Annotated in this window: 11 protein-coding genes; 6 read left to right on the top strand and 5 right to left on the bottom strand. The window is 61.8% G+C overall.

Annotated features, from left to right (window positions below; genetic code table 11):
- Nucleotides 1–17: 17 nt before the first annotated feature.
- The 3 genes from rlmKL to ACZ500_RS10120 form a co-directional block, all read right to left on the bottom strand.
- Nucleotides 18–2,234 carry a bifunctional 23S rRNA (guanine(2069)-N(7))-methyltransferase RlmK/23S rRNA (guanine(2445)-N(2))-methyltransferase RlmL gene (gene rlmKL, locus ACZ500_RS10130; protein ID WP_464232372.1) on the bottom strand — a complete coding sequence of 739 codons (2,217 nt, stop codon included), beginning with the start codon at nucleotides 2,232–2,234 and terminating at the stop codon, nucleotides 18–20.
- 384 nt (nucleotides 2,235–2,618) lie between these two features.
- Nucleotides 2,619–2,951 carry an Hsp20/alpha crystallin family protein gene (locus ACZ500_RS10125; protein WP_464232371.1) on the bottom strand — a complete coding sequence of 111 codons (333 nt, stop codon included), beginning with the start codon at nucleotides 2,949–2,951 and terminating at the stop codon, nucleotides 2,619–2,621.
- Between the two features lie 353 nt (nucleotides 2,952–3,304).
- Nucleotides 3,305–4,069 carry an SIR2 family NAD-dependent protein deacylase gene (locus tag ACZ500_RS10120; protein WP_464232370.1) on the bottom strand — a complete coding sequence of 255 codons (765 nt, stop codon included), beginning with the start codon at nucleotides 4,067–4,069 and terminating at the stop codon, nucleotides 3,305–3,307.
- Between the two features lie 183 nt (nucleotides 4,070–4,252).
- Here ACZ500_RS10120 and ACZ500_RS10115 point away from each other — a divergent pair, with 183 nt between their 5' ends.
- The 3 genes from ACZ500_RS10115 (at nucleotide 4,253) to ACZ500_RS10105 (ending at nucleotide 9,542) form a co-directional block, all read left to right on the top strand.
- Entirely contained in the window at nucleotides 4,253–4,726 is a 474-nt protein-coding gene (locus ACZ500_RS10115; protein ID WP_464232369.1) for a SoxR reducing system RseC family protein, read from the top strand.
- A gap of 252 nt (nucleotides 4,727–4,978) precedes the next feature.
- Nucleotides 4,979–6,790, top strand: coding sequence for an acyl-CoA dehydrogenase family protein (locus tag ACZ500_RS10110; protein ID WP_464232368.1), 1,812 nt, complete (start codon nucleotides 4,979–4,981; stop codon nucleotides 6,788–6,790).
- Between the two features lie 70 nt (nucleotides 6,791–6,860).
- On the top strand, nucleotides 6,861–9,542 hold the full coding sequence (locus ACZ500_RS10105) for a DEAD/DEAH box helicase (RefSeq protein WP_464232367.1): 2,682 nt from the start codon (nucleotides 6,861–6,863) through the stop codon (nucleotides 9,540–9,542).
- Between the two features lie 49 nt (nucleotides 9,543–9,591).
- Here the strand turns inward: ACZ500_RS10105 and ACZ500_RS10100 are convergent, their stop codons facing one another.
- On the bottom strand, nucleotides 9,592–11,550 hold the full coding sequence (locus ACZ500_RS10100) for a SpoIIE family protein phosphatase (protein ID WP_464232366.1): 1,959 nt from the start codon (nucleotides 11,548–11,550) through the stop codon (nucleotides 9,592–9,594).
- Nucleotides 11,537–12,535, bottom strand: coding sequence for an ABC transporter substrate-binding protein (locus ACZ500_RS10095; protein WP_464232365.1), 999 nt, complete (start codon nucleotides 12,533–12,535; stop codon nucleotides 11,537–11,539). Before ACZ500_RS10095 ends, ACZ500_RS10100 begins: the two co-directional genes overlap by 14 nt.
- A 288-nt stretch (nucleotides 12,536–12,823) precedes the next feature.
- Between ACZ500_RS10095 and ACZ500_RS10090 the strand changes: the two genes are divergently transcribed.
- From ACZ500_RS10090 to ACZ500_RS10080, 3 genes are all read left to right on the top strand, one after another.
- Entirely contained in the window at nucleotides 12,824–13,618 is a 795-nt protein-coding gene (locus ACZ500_RS10090; protein ID WP_464232364.1) for a dihydroorotate dehydrogenase electron transfer subunit, read from the top strand.
- Nucleotides 13,608–14,561, top strand: coding sequence for a dihydroorotate dehydrogenase (locus tag ACZ500_RS10085; protein WP_464232363.1), 954 nt, complete (start codon nucleotides 13,608–13,610; stop codon nucleotides 14,559–14,561). The genes ACZ500_RS10090 and ACZ500_RS10085 overlap by 11 nt, the downstream gene beginning before the upstream one ends.
- 230 nt (nucleotides 14,562–14,791) lie before the next feature.
- Nucleotides 14,792–16,228: an aminopeptidase gene (locus ACZ500_RS10080; RefSeq protein WP_464232362.1), complete on the top strand. Its 1,437-nt coding sequence runs from the start codon at nucleotides 14,792–14,794 to the stop codon at nucleotides 16,226–16,228.
- Nucleotides 16,229–16,319: the final 91 nt, after the last annotated feature.

Genomic DNA, 16,319 nt, shown 5'->3' with positions numbered 1-16,319 from the left:
CTCCTGTCGCTCGGGATTCAAGCCGGCTTCTTCGTCAACTGCCAGCAGTGGTGGATGTTTTCGTGCCTCGAAAAATCCTTCGGCAGGGTGGCCCGGGTGATGTCCTTGATGCTGCAGGGGCCAAAAGGCTGATCACTCAGTTTGAAGCTCCGCCGGTTGGTGGAAAAGATCAGGTCTCCTTCCGGGGCGAGCAGTTTGAGGGCGTGGGCGAGCAACTCCGGATGGTCGCGCTGGATGTCGAAGGTCTCCTCCATCCGCTTGGAATTGGAGAAGGTGGGGGCATCGAGGAAGATCAGATCGTATTGACGTGAGGGCGGATTCTCCGCCGATGCCTCGGCAAGCCATTGAAGGCAGTCGGCCTGGATCAATTCCTGTTCTTCCATGTTGAATCCGTTCAGTTCGATGTTGCGCCTCGCCCAGTCGAGATAGGTGGCGGACAGGTCCACCGTCGTGGTGCTTCGGGCGCCGCCCATGAGCGCATGGACGGTGGCGGTTCCGGTGTACCCGAAGAGGTTCAGGAAGCGTTTTCCGCCGGCCATGGTTCGTATGAGGTCCCGGGTAATGCGGTGGTCCAGGAAAAGCCCCGTGTCGAGGTAATCGGTCAGGTTCACCCAGAAACGGCACGGGCCCTCCTTGACGATGTAGAAACGGCCTCGGTCGTCCTGTTTCCCATACTGCCTGGCCCCTCTCTGACGCTGTCGGACCTTGAAGAAGACGTGGTCCGCCGGGATGTCGAGTACGGTGGGAATGACGGCCAAGGCTTCGGCGCGGCGCCCCTCCGCGCGGCGGGGGCTTACCGTGAGCGGGGCTTCGTATTCCTGGACGTGGGCCCAGAGGGTCTCCCCGCGGTAAAGGTCAACAGCGAAATTGTATTCCGGGAGATCGGCGTCGTAGAGACGATAGCAGTCGACGCCGACGCTCCGGGCCCAGCGGGAGAGGGTCTTCAGGTTCTTCTTGAGGCGGTTGCCGAGCATCTCGCCGCCCGGGCCGATTTCAGGGGCGGCCGGTTGGGGCGTTTCCGGCTGAGGGGGGGTGGTGAGGGGGCCGCTTCCCGGGATGCGGCGCACCCGGCTCCCGGGCGGGATCTCGAAGGTCAGGAGTTCGCAGCGCAGGGGACCGTTGTAAAAAACGTGGGTCTTCTCGGGGCGGATGCCGATTTCCCGGCCGAGACGTGGGTTGCCCGTGAAAACAGCGGCTTTCCATCCGCCGAACCGCTCCTTCAGAACGTGCCCGATTTCGCCGTAAAGCGGGATCAAAGCGGTTTCGTCTCCGATACGTTCACCGTAAGGAGGGTTGGTGACCAGGAGCCCCGCAGGAGTCCCTTTGGGGGGGATGGTGGAGGTGAGTTCCCTCCTTTCGACCTGAATCCGGCCCTGAAAGCCGGCCCGGGCGGCATTGGCAAGACTCACCGAAACCGCGGCCGGGTCTCTGTCACAGCCGATGAGGAGAGGGAGTCTCTGCATTCCAGCCTCGCGCCTTTCGCGGGCTTCTTTGAGGCATTTTTCCCAGAGGCGCGGGTCGTGGCCTTTCCAGCCCAGGAACCCATAGTAAGGCCTGAGAAGGCCGGGGGCCACGTCCGCCGCTATGAGGGCGCCTTCGATCAGGAGGGTGCCGGAGCCGCACAACGGATCGAGGAGGGGGCCGCCCTGAGCGGCGATTTCCCGCCATCCCGCGAACGCAAGCACCGCTGCGGCCAGGTTTTCCTTCATGGGGGCGAAGATGTGCTCTTCGCGGTAGCCCCGGAGGTGGAGGCTCGACCCTGCGAGATCGAGGCTTACCATGACGTGGTCGTTCTTGATGTAGGCATTGACACGTACGCTCGGCCGCAGCAGTTCGACCGAGGGGCGGGAGCCGCTTGCCTCCCTGAACTGATCGACGATGGCATCCTTGATCTTGAGGGCGGCATAACGTGAATGGGTAATGGCGGAATCCTCGACCTTGCAGTCGACCGCGAGGGTGTCCGAAGGCCCGAGGTGCAGGGACCAGTCGATCTTTCGGATCCCGTCGTAAAGCGCCTCGGGCGCGTCCGCTGGAAACCTCGTGATGGGCATCAGGACGCGGTTTGCCAGGCGGGACCACAAACAGACGCGGTACGCGCTTTCGAGGGGGCCCTCGAAGGCCACTCCGGCGCGGCCAGGGACGATCTTCCGGGCCTTGACGCCCTTGAGTTCCTCCGCGAGAAGACTGCCCATGCCCTTCGGGGCCGTTGCATAAAATCGGTAGGAAGCCTGCAAAAAGATCTCCTCAGTTTTTCAATCGCCAGGGCGGGCCGGGGGAGCGGCCTGCAGCGGCTTGGAATGCTTCGTCCGCATGGATGCCGTCAACAGGATGTAAAGGCAACAAAGCCTCCGCGCCGTGGATCCGTTGAGATGCGACGGCAGGAGGCTATTGATCGGTCAAGCGAATAAGGCTAATTTTCAATAATCATAGTTCAAACGCCTCAGGATTGCAACCCCTCTTTCGCCTGGATTCCCTCGCCTGACCGCTCGAGCAGGATGGTTCTTCTCGGTCTGGTGGATGCGGCCGGCTCGAGATTTTTCCCTGAAAGCAAAAAGGCCAAGCCTTCTAAGGCCTGGCCCTCTTGGACCAATCAGGGATTGGCGGATGGATGGGTTATGCTATTTAATGTCGATTTTCCTGGTTTTTTCGCCTTCTTTCTTCGTCATGAACACGGTCAGGACACCGTCCTTGAATTGGGCGTCCACCTTGGTTTCATCGATTGCCGTGGGAAGACGGAAACTTCTGCTGAAGGAACCATAACGGGATTCCCTGACATAGTAGTCGGCGCCTTCCTCTTCCTTTTTGGATTCTTTCTTTCCGGTGATCGTCACAACGCCGTCTTCGTAGGTTACGCTGATATCGTCCTTAGTCATCCCGGGAAGCTCGGCCTTGAGCGTGTACTTCCCTTCCTTTTCGCTGAGGTCAACACTCGGAGTCCACTCTTCACCCATGTTCCTCATCCACTCGGGCCACAAACGATCGAAGAATACATCTCCCCACCCTTCGCGCCCGAAGGGCGTCATCCATGACGGCCTGCGAGTCCTTTTAACCATTTCCGTTGTCATTACGACACCCCCTTTCTGTTGCAGGCGGATCCATCTTCTCTGATTTTTTCTCTGCCGCCTGCTTGCAACTCACTTTATTATTAAGCACCATGCTCTGCTTGTCAACAGGCGAGGTACATTTCTTTTTCGCCCGGTCTCACCAGTTTCAATCCGGATCGTGCCGGATAAAGCCTTTCCGGGACGGATACTCGCGATAGAGAGATCCCATGCCGGTAACGGAAGGTGGAAAAGGTGTGCCTTCAAGGGGCGTTTGCACCGATCATTGCCTGAAGTACACCGCCGATGGACTCATGGATGACCAGATCGGCATGTTCGTCCAGATGCGTCGGATCCCGGTTGACGATGATGAGGCGGGCCCCGTGACGCAGGGCCTCTTCGGGGATGGAGGCGGCGGGGTGGACGACAAGGGAGGACCCGAGCACGAGGCAGAGATCGCAGATCGCCGCGATGCGCATGGCGCGCTCCATTTTGTCCATGGGCATGCTCTGGCCGAAGGAGATGGTGTCGGGCTTGAGGATGCCGCCGCATTCCTCGCAATAGGGGGCCTTGACGCCGCTGCGCAGGACCGCCTCGATCGCTTCCCGTTCGTAAGACTTCCCGCAGGTGAGGCAGGAGACCGTGAAGGCCGTACCGTGGATCTCGATGATCCGCTCCGGGGAATTGCCGGCCTTGTGGTGCAGGTGATCGATGTTCTGGGTGACGACCGCCTCGATCTTCTCCTCCTCTTCGAGTTGCTTGACCGCGAGATGGGCTGGATTGGGAAGGGCGTCCCGCATGGTCAGCCAGTATTCCGAGCTCATCCGCCAATAGGCTTCCCGTGCGCTCTCATCCGAGATGATTTTGTGAAAATAGAAGTCGGACGGGTCGTAGCGGCTCCAGATGCCCCCGGGGCTCCTGAAATCCGGGATGCCGGATTCGGTGCTGAGACCAGCGCCGCTGAAAACCAGGATTCTTTGGGCACGGTCGATGAGTGTTCTGCCTTGGTCCAAAAACGCATCCATCATTTTGCCTCCAACGGATGGGACTGAAGGGTCGTTTGGAAACAATCGTAAGCGTATCCGCGTTGGAAGAGTCGGCCAATCTCATGGCCTTTTTGCGAAGCATAGGGTAGGCTGAAAAGGAAATCAAGTGCAGACGGTTTGGCCGGCGGTTCTCCGTCGAGCGGTAAGATGGGGAGGAAGGCATTCATGGCGAGCTACGAAGGGCTCGTGATCGGTATTCCAGAGGAAGGCAAGGCTGAGGTGGCCGTTCGGCGTCGATCGCTGCACGGGACCTGTGCCTTGGCACCGGTATGCGGCCCTGAGCATAAGAGGCCGGATGATCTCACGGTCTTGGAGGGTGCGAATCCAGTCGGGGCCGAGGTGGGGGACACGGTGCTGCTGGTGGGTCCCGGGGACTCGCACGCCCATCATTTCACGCTGTTCATGGGGCTCATAGCGATCGGCGGCCTGATCGGGTTCCTGATCTTCCGCCTGGTGGACAATCAGTGGGCCTTCAGTGCCTATGCAGGAGCCCTGGTGTGGCTGTTGGCGCTTATCCCGGGGGTGGCCGCTGCGGTCTTCTTCCTCCACCGGAGCGGGCGGGGCGGCGGGTTTATCATCGACCGGGTCCTGAAGAAGGCTTCACCGGAGGGGTCTGTCCCCGAGGGGAAGACTCGTTGATCCGGCATGGCCCAAAGAGGAGTTTTCGTGGGGGGCTGACGGGTGCAGGGCTGGCCTGAGCGGGGGGAGGCCCGATCGAGTGGAGGATATGGGCGATGCCTGAGAGGCTGATTTTAGTGAGCGCTTTTCAGTCATCTGGTTATTTGACGGCTTCTGTGCTATATCTTCGCAATCGAGTCGTATCGGTTCCCTCCAGCGGTTGCAGGCAGCGGTCCGGAAAGCGTCTTTTCAGACGGATTTCGAGCGGTTTTAATGGGTGAGGTCATAGACCTTCACCGATCTCTGAAGGACGGCCGGCCGATGGAGCATGCCCACATGACCCTGGCCGACAGGGAGGGCGAGGGCTTCGGAGGGAATCCGACTACGGGAAACCTCTTGAGATTCGCCCTTGCCGGGATTGACACGAGCCTATTGATCGAATCCTTTGAAGGAGGCTGTTGCATGACAGGACAATCGAAAATGGACCCTGAGACGCTGTCCATGGTGATGGAGACCATCGCGAAGCTCGAAAGGGAGCGGCTTCCCCTCGAAACGAAGCTTGCCCTGGATCAGGCCGGGAAATTTCCCATGGACCTTATCCGCTTCATGTTGGGTCCGGACGTGGCGCTCCACCTGATCTTCATCCCCGAAGAATACGGCGGACTGGGGGCCGGCGCGACCGAGATCGCCCTCGTGAGCGAGCGCATGGCCAGGATGGACCTGGCCATAGCGACCTCGTTCCTGGCGATCTGCCTCGGCATGGACCCGATCCGGGTGGGGGGCACCCCCGAACAGCGGGCCAAATACATCACGAAGATCGCCGAGGAAGGCCTGATCGTCGCCTATGGGGTGACCGAACCCGATGCGGGGTCCAATGTCCAGGCCCTGAAGACGAAGGCCGAACGGGTGCTGGACGATGCGGGCAACATCATCGGTTACCGCCTGAACGGGCAGAAGCAGTTCATCACGAACGGGGGGGTGGCCGATCTCTACACGATCCTTGCCGACACGCCCGATGGGCCGTCTTTCTTCGTCGTGGAGGGCGGGGCGGAGGGCCTCGTTCCAGGGAAACACGAAGACAAACACGGGATCCGGGCTTCCGACACCTGCCCCTTGAGCCTCGAGGACCTCTTCGTTCCTGCGGAGAACCTCCTGGGCCGTGTCGAAGGCCAAGGTCTGAAGCAGGCCAACCAGGTCTTCGGGTACACGCGCCTCATGGTGGCGACCTTCGGGCTCGGCGGAGGCATGGCCTCCCTCGAGCGGGCCATCCGCTACTCGAAGGAGCGCATCCAGTTCGGCGGGCCGCTCTCGGAAAAGCAGGGATACACCCACCGGCTCCTCGTGCCGCATGCCGTGCAGCTCGAGGCGGCCCGGGCCTATATCGAGTGGGTCGGCCGCCGGCTGGACACCGTCGAGGAGGACCTGCAGGTCGAGGGCTCCATCGCCAAATATTTCGCCACGGAGGCCGGTGACGCCATGGCGAACGACGGCATCCAGGCGTTCGGCGGGTACGGCTACATCCGGGAATACGAGGTCGAAAAGATCAAGCGTGATGTGAAGATCCTGACTATCTACGAAGGGACGAGCGAGATCCAGCGAAGCATCATCGCCATGTTCCGCATGCGCGAGACGGTCCGCTCCAAAGGCGGATTCTATGAAGAGATGGCCGCCCGGGCGCTCGAACTTCCCGTCTCGACCGGCGGGCCCCATCTGTCCGATGCCCTGAAGGTCTTGAACGATCTGATCCTCGGGGCGCGGAAGGCGAAGCTGACCCGTTCGCAATACGTCATGTTTCTTCTCGCGGATATGATGACCTGGTGCGAGGTGGCCTTCGGCCTCTGCCGGAAGGCCGCCGAGGATTCGGGCGAGCGGCGTTACTCCAGGAATTGCATGGAAGCGGTGTCCAGGCTTTTTGTCTGTGAGACGCTCGAGACCGTCTATGTCAAGGGGCTGCGACTTTCCCAGGGCGCCGGCGATGAACCGGTGCCGGCGTTGATGGGGGCGCTCTCGGCGCTGCCGCTGGCCGAGTGCCTGCAGGGAATGTTGAGAGATATGGATCTGGTGGCTGCGGAGTTCGTGGCTTGAGAGACGGGCGAAATGGGGAAGGGGCCCCCGGCGCGTGATGGAAGGGAAGAGACCCTATAGAAGGCGCCCCGTGCGGAAGGGAAGGCCACCCGCCCGGGCGTCCCGGGAGAAACACACCCCGCCTGCGCTGCGCGCCCAGCTGGACAAGAGCCTCAAGCCGGTGTTCGCCAGGATCGGTGTGCCCGAGCCATCTCCTTTCCGGCCGGACCCGTTCCAGTTGGAGGCCCTTGCGCAGATCCGGGATTATGATGTCCTGGTGAGCGCGCCCACGGGGGCCGGCAAGACCTGGATCGCCGTTCAGGCGATCCACGCCGCCCTCGCCGAGGGTCGCCGCACCTGGTATGCCTCCCCTCTGAAGGCGCTTTCGAATGCCATCTACCAGGAGTTCATCCAGGAGTTCGGTGGCACGAACTGCGGCATCCTGACAGGGGACCGAAAGGAGAACGCGGATGCGCCTGTGATCGTCGGGACGACGGAGATCCTCCGCAACCAGCTCTACGACGCCATGCACGAGGGCACCCAGGTGCGGGCGGATCTGGTCGTCCTGGACGAGGCCCACTACTTGAGCGATCCCGACCGGGGCGTCGTCTGGGAGGAGGTTCTGATCTACCTGCCTTCGCGGGTGCGGCTCCTGCTCCTTTCGGCCACCCTGTCGAATGCGCGGGAGATCTGCGGCTGGCTCAAAGAGGTCCGGCAGACGGAAAACCGGGTTGTCCGGGCCGTCGATCGGCCCGTGCCGCTCGAGATGCTTTTCCTTTTTCCGGACCATTTCATCGGGCCGCTCGGCGGGGCGAAGGGCCTGAGCCCGCGGATCAAAAAGTTTATGGAGTCGCCGGGGGGCAAGGGGCGGAGGGACAGCGGGCGGATGGATTTCGGCGCCGTCATCGCCGCGCTGAGGGAATACAATCTGCTCCCGGCCATCTTTTTCCTGAAGTCCCGGGCCGATTGCGACCGGGCCATCCTGACCTGTCCACCGGTGGAGGACCCGGAGAAAACGCGGCCCGACATGGAGGCGGCGATCGAGGCCTTTCTGACGCAGTACCCCCACCTGCGGGGCCACCGTCAGATGGGCCCGCTGATAGACGGCCGCGTCGCGTCCCACCACGGCGGCCAGCTGCCCTACTGGAAGCTGCTCGTAGAAAAGATGATGAACCGGGGCTGGCTCGAGGCCATCTTTTCCACCTCGACGGTGGCGGCAGGGGTTAATTTCCCCGCGCGGACGGTGGTTCTGCTCCAGAGCGATCGATACAACGGTCGAGAATTCATCGATCTGACCTCGACCGATCTCCACCAGATGATCGGCCGGGCCGGTCGGCGCGGGAAGGACTTCATCGGTTTCGCCCTCCTCGTGCCTGGCAGGCACCTGGACGCCCAGCTGATCTATGACCTAAAGGATGCCCCTCCGGAGCCCCTCGTCAGCCAGATCCACATCAACTTTTCGATGACGTTGAACCTGCTCCTCTCCTATGGGCCGGAGGAGATCCGGACCCTCCTCGATCGCTCCTTCGCCGCGTTTCAGGAATCCCGCTTCGGGTCGAGCGTGCAGCAGCGCTGGGATGCCATGGTCGCGCGCCTCACGCGGGTCCTGCCGGAGGGCCGCTGCGACACCTCCGACCCGTTTGCCATCATCGAGAACATTCAGAAGACGGCGGAGCTTCAGCGCGATGTCCGTAAACTCGACCGTGCGGTCCGGAACGAAGCGCTGGCGGCGCTCTACCAATCCTATTTGAAACCCGGGCGCCTGTTTCTGCACAAAAACGGCGCGGTCTACGTCGTTTTCCGGACGCAGCGGGAGCACCGGCAGCTCGTCTGCGCGGCCTACAACCTCAAACGCCTGCCGCAGGCGCGCAGGGGGCGGATTCCCCTGCGCAAGGTGCCGGTCCATCAGATCAAGACCCTGTATGACTATCGGGTCGAGCTGCCGGAGGCCTTCGAGCCGGGTGAAGTCGGGGGCTTTTTTGCCGATATCCCCACGGAAGGCCTCCCTGTGTTGAACGTGGATGTCTCCGAGGCGGATCTGGGAGGCGAAGAATTGGAGCGCATCCGGGAAAAGCTTCACGCCTTGCCGTGCGAGCGCTGCGAACACCGCAAGACCTGCCACCGGGAGAAAAAGGGCCCTATCCGGCAGCTTCTGAGGGAGCTCGAAGCCTTGGCGGTGCACATGGAAGAGATGGAGGGAGGGCTCTGGCTCAGCTTCAGCCGGCATCTACGTTTTCTCAAGGAAACCGGATTCGTGGATAGCCTGAACCGGCTCACGCAGGACGGGGAATGGGCCTCCAAGCTGCGGCTCGACCAACCCCTGCTCATCGCGGAACTGATCCGCAAGAAAGGGCTCGAAGAGGCGACCCCGGAGCTTCTGGCAGGGGCTCTGGCGCCGTTCGTGTGGGACCGGGTCCAGGAGGTGGAACTGCGGTTCGGCGGGGGCGTTGCTTTGGACCGGATGGAGGGGCTTTTCGACCGCATCCTCGATATCATCGATCCCATTCGGGAGCTGAAAACGCGGCGGGGCTTCGACAACCCCCCGATCCTTTTCTGGCCTGCCGCGGCCCTCTACCTCTGGGCGCGCGGGGTTCCCTGGGAGGAACTCCTGCGGTTGGTGGCGATCGATGAAGGGGATATGGCCTCTCTGGTCATGCGGACGGCGGATCACCTGCGCCAGGTTGCCAACCTGCGTGAAACCCACCTCGATCTCGCCCTTACGGCCGAAGCGGCCATCGAGCGGATCCTGCGGGAGCCCGTTTTCATCGAATAGCCGTCTTGTGTCGAGGCAGAATTGCAGCTTTTACGGTGGCGCCGATCTTCTAGCCGTCGACTGAAGGTGGGTCGCCTTCCTGATTTTCCCCCAACCTTTTGAAGCGCAGGACGAGGATCGTGATGTCGTCGGCCTGTGGGGCCTTCCCGGCAAAGATGTGCACGTTCGCCATGATCGTGTGAACCATCTGATCGATCGGCATATGTTTGACTTCCCTCAATTTCTGTTCCAGGCGCGCTTCTGAATACAGCGTCTCGTTCACGTCCATCGCTTCCGTCACCCCGTCTGTATACAGGAACAGCATCTCTCCCGGACCCAGCCCGACGCTTTTCGAGCGGAAGACAAAGTCCTCCATGACTCCGAGGGCCATGCCGTTCGTCCCCGGAAGCTGCGTGACGGATCCGTCGCTGCGCAGGATGTAGGGCGGATTGTGGCCGCCGTTCGAGTAGGTGACCTCCCCTGTTTCGATGTCCAGGATGCCTAAAAAGAGGGTCACGAACATGAGGGAGGGGTTGTCGAGCGACAGGTCCCGGTTGACCCGTTCGAGCACCACGTGGGGGGCAAGCCCCTGTGTGGCCTTCGTCTTGACCAGGGTCTGCGTGATAGCCATGAAAAGGGAGGCCGGCACCCCCTTGCCGCTGACGTCGCCGACCGTAAAACAGAGGTGGCGCTCGTCGAGGAAAAAGAAGTCGTAAAGGTCTCCTCCGACCTCCTTGGCAGGTTCCAGCGCGGCGCAGATCTCGAACTCGGTGTGGTCCGGGAACGGCGGAAAGACCTTGGGAAGGATCCCCATCTGGATCTCATGCGCGATGCGGAGTTCGCTTTCGATCTTTTCCTTGGCCGCGGTCGTTTCAGTGAGGTCCTGGATGTATTGCTTGAGGGCCTGCTGCATGTAGGCGAAGGAATCGGCCAGATGACCGACCTCGTCGCCTGAACGTTTTGCGGGCAGAGGGGCATCCAGGTTGCCGGCGGCGATGTCCCGGGCCGCTGACGTGAGGGATCGAAGCGGCCGCGTGATCGACCGGGCGATTCCGGCGATGACGAAGAGCAGCAGCAGAAACCCGGCCAGGACCAGCGTCCACACCGTCCGGTTCAGGGCGTCGATGTCGGCCATAAGCTCGCTTTGCGGGAAGAGGACCGCCAGTGACCAGCCGCTGGATGCGAGAGGCGAGTAGCCCATCCAGCAGGCCTTGTTCGTCATGGTGCAGAAAAAGGGTGTGTAGCCGGACTGCTCGTTGATCATGGCCCGCCCGACCTCTCGCAGCGCCGGGTCCCCGCGCGCCTCGGCCAGGCTGAAGATGGTTTCGTTCATGATCAGGTCCCGGCGCGGGTGGGTCACAAACGTGCCGTTTTTGGAGAGTAGGAAGGCATAGCCGGTTTCGGCTATCTGGATGTCTCCCACGATCTTCTGCAGCCAGTCGAGGGAGATGTCGGCGGTGACGATGCCGATGATCCGGCGCTTTCCCAGCACTTCACGGTAAAAGGGCACGGAATAGGTGGCCATGATGATGTCGCCGCCCCCCTCGTCGTAGTAGGGCTCGCTCCAGACGGGGTGCCCCAGTTCGTGCGGGATCTGGTACCAGTCGTCATAGAAATAATCGGAAGACAGATATCTGAAGGCGACTCCGTCGGCGCCTTTGAAGTAGTAAGGGGCGAAGGCGAGGGTATTCCGGTTGTAGCTGTAAGGTTCGAAGGAGATGCAGGCGCCGTAAATCTCGGGGTTGTTCTCCACCAGGGTCTTCAGGATGTCCATCATCTGGCCGCCGTCGCAGGGGGCGCTCTCAAGGAAAAACGCCAGGTTCTGAGGGACCTTCTCGACGGCGCCAAGGACGCGGTCAAGCTGATTGGTCGTGGCGATCATCAGTTCGGCCGCGTTTTTCTCGATGTTCTTCGCAATCAGGCGGCGGGAGACGCCATAGTTGTACCAGAAGGTGAGGCCGAAAATCACGCAGCAACTGAGCAGAACGAGGCAGACCAGCTTGAAGGCGATTCCTTTATGGCGCGGCATCGGGGGTGCAGTCCTCGTGGAAGGTGGTGAATTCGGGGATCGCGTCGATAAAGCCCTCTTTCTGCATGATTTCGGCGACGCGCAGATAATCGGCCTCGATCAATGTGCCCATGTCGGCCCAGGAGCCGGATGGAGGCAGCATGAGGTCACGCATCCGTCCGAGCATCCACTTCTGGTGCACGCGGGTGGCCGGGACGTGGGCTTCTCTCAGGTTTTTCATGACAATATCGAGGGCCTCTTCCACGTGGTCGAAGGCATAGATCCACCCCTCGACGGACGCCCTCATGAATGCGCAGCAGAGCGCCGGATCCGCCTGGAGCGTTTGCTCCAGGACATAGATGCCTTCCTCCGGGAAATTCAGGCCGTAATCATGGTAGAAGAACGGCACGAGTTCATCGGGGTTGAGTCCGGTATTGAGGATGGTGTGGTATTCGTTGTACCACATGGCCGAGGCTGCATCCACACCGTCCCGCAGGAACAGGTTTACCGAGTACGATTGGCGGATGAATCGGACGTCCAACCCGAGCTTCTGGAAGAGGGCCCGCGGCTGGAGTTGGAAGATTGGACCCCAGACCCCGATCTTTTTGCCTTGCAGGTCTTCGATGCTCCGGATGCCGCTCGCCTTTTTGGCGACCAGCATCAAGGCCGAGCGCTGCGCCATCTGTGCGATGTTGACGACCGGGATGCCTTGGCCCCGCAATTCCAGTCCGGTGCAGAGCCAGAGGGTGGCGAACTGCGCCTGCCCGCTGGTGAGGCAATCGGCGGGCGGGTTCGCGGGGCCCCCGCAGATGATGGTGAGATCGATGCCGTGCGAGCGGTAGAATCCCTTTTCGAGCGCTACGTAATAGCCGGCGAACTGGGCTTGCGGCACCCACTGCGGGATGAAGGCGGCCTTCTTGAGGGATCCGGGCGCATCATCGGCCGATGCCGGCAAGGCCCACAGAAGTAGGGCAATGAGGCACAACGGCATTTTTCTTCTGCCCATCGGGATCTCGTGGTATGGTAGCGAGGTGAATGACAAGGGTGGATGCTGCTTCGCGTTCGAGGAGGGTCTTTTTCGCTCGAATGCCCGGAGCATTCCCAAAAACACGCGCAGCATAACAGAATCGCGCTTGTTTTCCAAGCAGGATCCGCTTTTTTCACAGCGGGTTTGCAGTGGGAAAGGGCCTTGGCAAAAAGTCCTCATTTGCGGATTGGAAACTGGGTCGTGCTGGATCATCCTTTCCGGATGGAAATCGGAGAACCAGCCTGACAGGCCCCTGGAGAGGATGGGATGATCGACACACGGGTATCCGTTCGCTTCAATGAACCGGCTGCGGAAGGCATCTTCCTGATGGGCCTCGAGGCCCCGGCGATCCTTCGTTCGGCGCGCCCCGGGCAGTTTGTCATGATCGGACTCGGGGAAGGGATCGATCCGCTGCTGCGCCGGCCTTTTTCCATTTGCGGGAGGACAGGCGACGATACGCTCCTGATCCTTTACCGGGTCGTCGGCCGGGGAACGGCGATGCTGTCCCGACTGAAGGAAGGGGCCGAACTCGCCTGCCTCGGTCCCCTGGGGCGGGGTTTCGTCCTGCCGGAGGATGGCAGAGCGATTCTCGCCGTGGCGGGAGGGATCGGAATCGCCCCGCTCGTGGGCTTGATGCAGTCCTTGAACGGCCGGCCGTGCGAGTGTCTGATCGGCTGCCGGACCCTCGCGGAGCTCGTTCCGCTCGATCGCTTCCAGCTGCGGGACGTTACGGTCCGTATCGTTACCGATGACGGGAGTTCCGGTCGAAGGGGTTTGGTCACGGATCTGCTGGAGGAGAGGCTGGGCCGAAAAGGGGATGGCGCTCCGTCCCTGGTCTGCGCCTGCGGGCCGCAGGCGATGCTCCGCGAAGTGGCCCGTTTGGCCGTCCAGGCGTCCGCCCCTTGCCAGGTCTCGCTCGAGGCCCGGATGGCCTGCGGCGTCGGCGCTTGTCAAGGATGTGTCGTGGGCGCGGCAGCCGGCGCAGGGTATCTGCGGGTCTGCCGCGAAGGGCCGGTTTTGGACGCCGCAGGCGTGGACTGGAGGCAATCGTATGCCCTCTGATACGGTCGTCGATATGAGGGTCTCGCTGGGCCCGCTGCAGCTCAAGAATCCGATTGTCGCGGCCTCCGGGACCTATGGCTATGGCGAGGAGTACGCGGAGCTGGTGAATCCCTCCCTCCTGGGAGGCATCGTGGTAAAAGGCCTGTCGTTGAAGCCGAGGGAGGGCAATCCCCCGCCCCGCATCGTGGAGACGCCGTGCGGCATGCTGAACGCGATCGGGCTGGCGAACTGCGGCCTCGACCGATTCCTTGCCGAGAAGGTCCCGCTGCTGAGCGCCCTTGACACGACGGTCATCGTCAATATATACGGGCACAGCACCGCGGAGTACGGCGCCCTCGCAGGCGCCCTCCAGGGCATCGACGCGGTCGACGCCCTGGAGGTGAACATCAGCTGCCCGAACGTCGAATGCGGCGGCCTCGCCTTCGGCACCGACCCGGTGGCCGCGGGGAGGGTGACGGAGAGCGTCGTACGCAATGCCGACAAACCGGTGATCGTCAAGCTTTCGCCGAATGTCACCGATATCTGCGTCATCGCCCGGGCGGTCGAGGCGGCGGGGGCCGATGCGCTTTCCCTTATCAACACCCTGACGGGTATGGCGGTGGATGTGGAGACCCGGCGGCCGGTCCTGGGGAACCTCTCAGGGGGGCTCTCCGGCCCTGCGATCAAGCCTGTGGCGCTTTATATGCTCTACCAGACGGTGCGGGCGGTCAGGATCCCGGTCATGGGGATGGGCGGCATCATGGATGCGAGGGATGCCCTCGAGTTCCTGATTACCGGTGCCGCGGCTCTGCAGGTGGGGACTGCACACTTCGTCAATCCGAGGGCCTCGGTCGAGATTGCGGCGGGCATCGAGGGTTACTGCCGCGAAAAAGGCATCCGGAGAGTGGCGGACCTGTCAGGGACCCTGCTGACTCGTGTCCATCGGGAAATGATTTCGCGGTAGAACCCAGTTTCCAATCCGGAAATGAGGATTTTTGGCCAATATCAAGGAAATCAAGCGTTTGTGCGGAGGCGACCTGTAGGTCGCCGCACAAGCAAACGTGCAGATCGACGCCGAGATTGGCCAAAAAGACCATTTCCGGATTGGAAACTAACTCGCTGAAGCCGCTGACAATCGCCGCCCGGAGGCGTCTTTCCGGCCCTGAAGGGGCCGGGCGTGAAAGGACAAGGAAAATGGAAGAAAAACGGCCTGACAAGGAAGAAATGACCAGGCTTCAGAACAAGCTTGTCTACAAGCCGGTCCTGGTATGGGATGCCTTTGGCTTCGATGAACGGGAGGCGGTCTTTCAGTTTGCCGAGGCGTACAAGGGGTTTCTGGATGCCTCCAAGACGGAGCGCGAGGCGGTCGAAAACATCCGGCGGCTGGCCCTTGAAAACGGATTTGCCGAAGGCCCCGGAGCTGGAAGCGGAAGGACCCCGTTTTTCCGGGCTCATCGCGGAAAATGGGCGGCGCTGGTGCGGCCCGGAACGGGCAGCTTGTCGGATGGGCTCCAGGTGATCGTCTCGCACGTGGATGCCCCGCGGTTGGATCTCAAACAGCGTCCGGTCTACGAAGAGGTGGATCTGGCCTTCCTGAAAACCCACTATTACGGCGGCATCAAGAAATACCAATGGCTCGCGCGGCCCCTGGCCGTTCATGGCCGGATCATGCGCGCGGACGGCACCCGGCTCGATCTCTCTGTAGGGGAGAATCCCACCGACCCGGTCTTTACCGTGCTCGATCTCCTGCCGCACCTGGCCGCGAAATCCCAGTACGAGAAAAAGCTCGGGGAGGCGATCGAGGGGGAGAAGCTCAACGTAGTTGCAGGCGTCCTCCCGCTGGGGGACGACGAGACCAAGGAACGGTTCAAACTGGCTCTCCTGGTGCACCTCTATGAAACACTGGGCCTGCTGGAGGAGGATTTTGTCAGCGCCGAGATCGAAGTCGTTCCGGCGGGTCCGGCGCGCGATGTCGGCTGGGACCGCGGCCTGGTGGGGGCCTACGGGCAGGATGACCGGGCCTGCGTCTATACGAGCCTCAGGGCGCTTCTGGATATGACCCGCACGGAGAAGACCGCGCTCGTCCTCTTTGTGGATAAGGAAGAGATCGGCAGTGAGGGGGCGACAGGGGCAAGGTCGAGATTCCTCGAGGGGGTGGTGGGGGACTGCCTGGAGGCGGCCGGGGAAGAGGCCACCGCCAGGGCGGTCGCGCGGGTCCTGGCCGCCTCGCAGGCCCTTTCAGCGGATGTGGCGGGGGCGCTCGACCCGGATTACCAGGACGTGCACGAGAAGAGGAACGCCGCACGGTTGGGATACGGGCCCTGCATGATCAAGTTTACCGGCCACAGGGGGAAGATCGGTGCAAATGACGCCGATGCGGAGTACCTAGGCTGGCTGCGTCGTCTCTTCAACCGCGAACGGATTGCGTGGCAGACCGGAGAATTGGGCAAGGTGGATGAAGGTGGCGGCGGAACGGCGGCCAAATACCTTGCCATCCACGGTGTAAGGATTGTGGATTGCGGCCCGCCGGTCCTCTCGATGCACTCGCCCTTCGAGATCGCGCACAAGGGCGACATCTACATGACGTACCGGGCCTATAAGGCCTTTCTCGAGCGTGGCTCCGCTGCTTGAAATCCTGGGTCGGCAGGGTTTGATGGTGAGGAATGGCGGCTTTTGGGACCGCAAGGGGTTGGACCTCCGATCTCTGGGTCAACCGGTTCGG

Source organism: Desulfatiglans parachlorophenolica, assembly GCF_055394735.1.
Note: the sequence above shows the minus strand (reverse complement) of the source record. Positions and strands in the feature narration are given on the sequence as shown.

What these genes read in the sequence shown, in the direction of transcription:
- ACZ500_RS10110 (WP_464232368.1), top strand. Translation starts at nt 4,979, where the DNA reads ATGGGTGAGGTCATAGACCTTCACCGATCTCTGAAGGACGGCCGGCCG.
- ACZ500_RS10120 (WP_464232370.1), bottom strand. Translation starts at nt 4,069, where the DNA reads ATGATGGATGCGTTTTTGGACCAAGGCAGAACACTCATCGACCGTGCC.
- ACZ500_RS10090 (WP_464232364.1), top strand. Translation starts at nt 12,824, where the DNA reads ATGATCGACACACGGGTATCCGTTCGCTTCAATGAACCGGCTGCGGAA.
- ACZ500_RS10080 (WP_464232362.1), top strand. Translation starts at nt 14,792, where the DNA reads ATGGAAGAAAAACGGCCTGACAAGGAAGAAATGACCAGGCTTCAGAAC.
- ACZ500_RS10125 (WP_464232371.1), bottom strand. Translation starts at nt 2,951, where the DNA reads ATGGGTGAAGAGTGGACTCCGAGTGTTGACCTCAGCGAAAAGGAAGGG.
- ACZ500_RS10085 (WP_464232363.1), top strand. Translation starts at nt 13,608, where the DNA reads ATGCCCTCTGATACGGTCGTCGATATGAGGGTCTCGCTGGGCCCGCTG.
- ACZ500_RS10115 (WP_464232369.1), top strand. Translation starts at nt 4,253, where the DNA reads ATGGCGAGCTACGAAGGGCTCGTGATCGGTATTCCAGAGGAAGGCAAG.
- ACZ500_RS10100 (WP_464232366.1), bottom strand. Translation starts at nt 11,550, where the DNA reads ATGCCGCGCCATAAAGGAATCGCCTTCAAGCTGGTCTGCCTCGTTCTG.
- ACZ500_RS10095 (WP_464232365.1), bottom strand. Translation starts at nt 12,535, where the DNA reads ATGGGCAGAAGAAAAATGCCGTTGTGCCTCATTGCCCTACTTCTGTGG.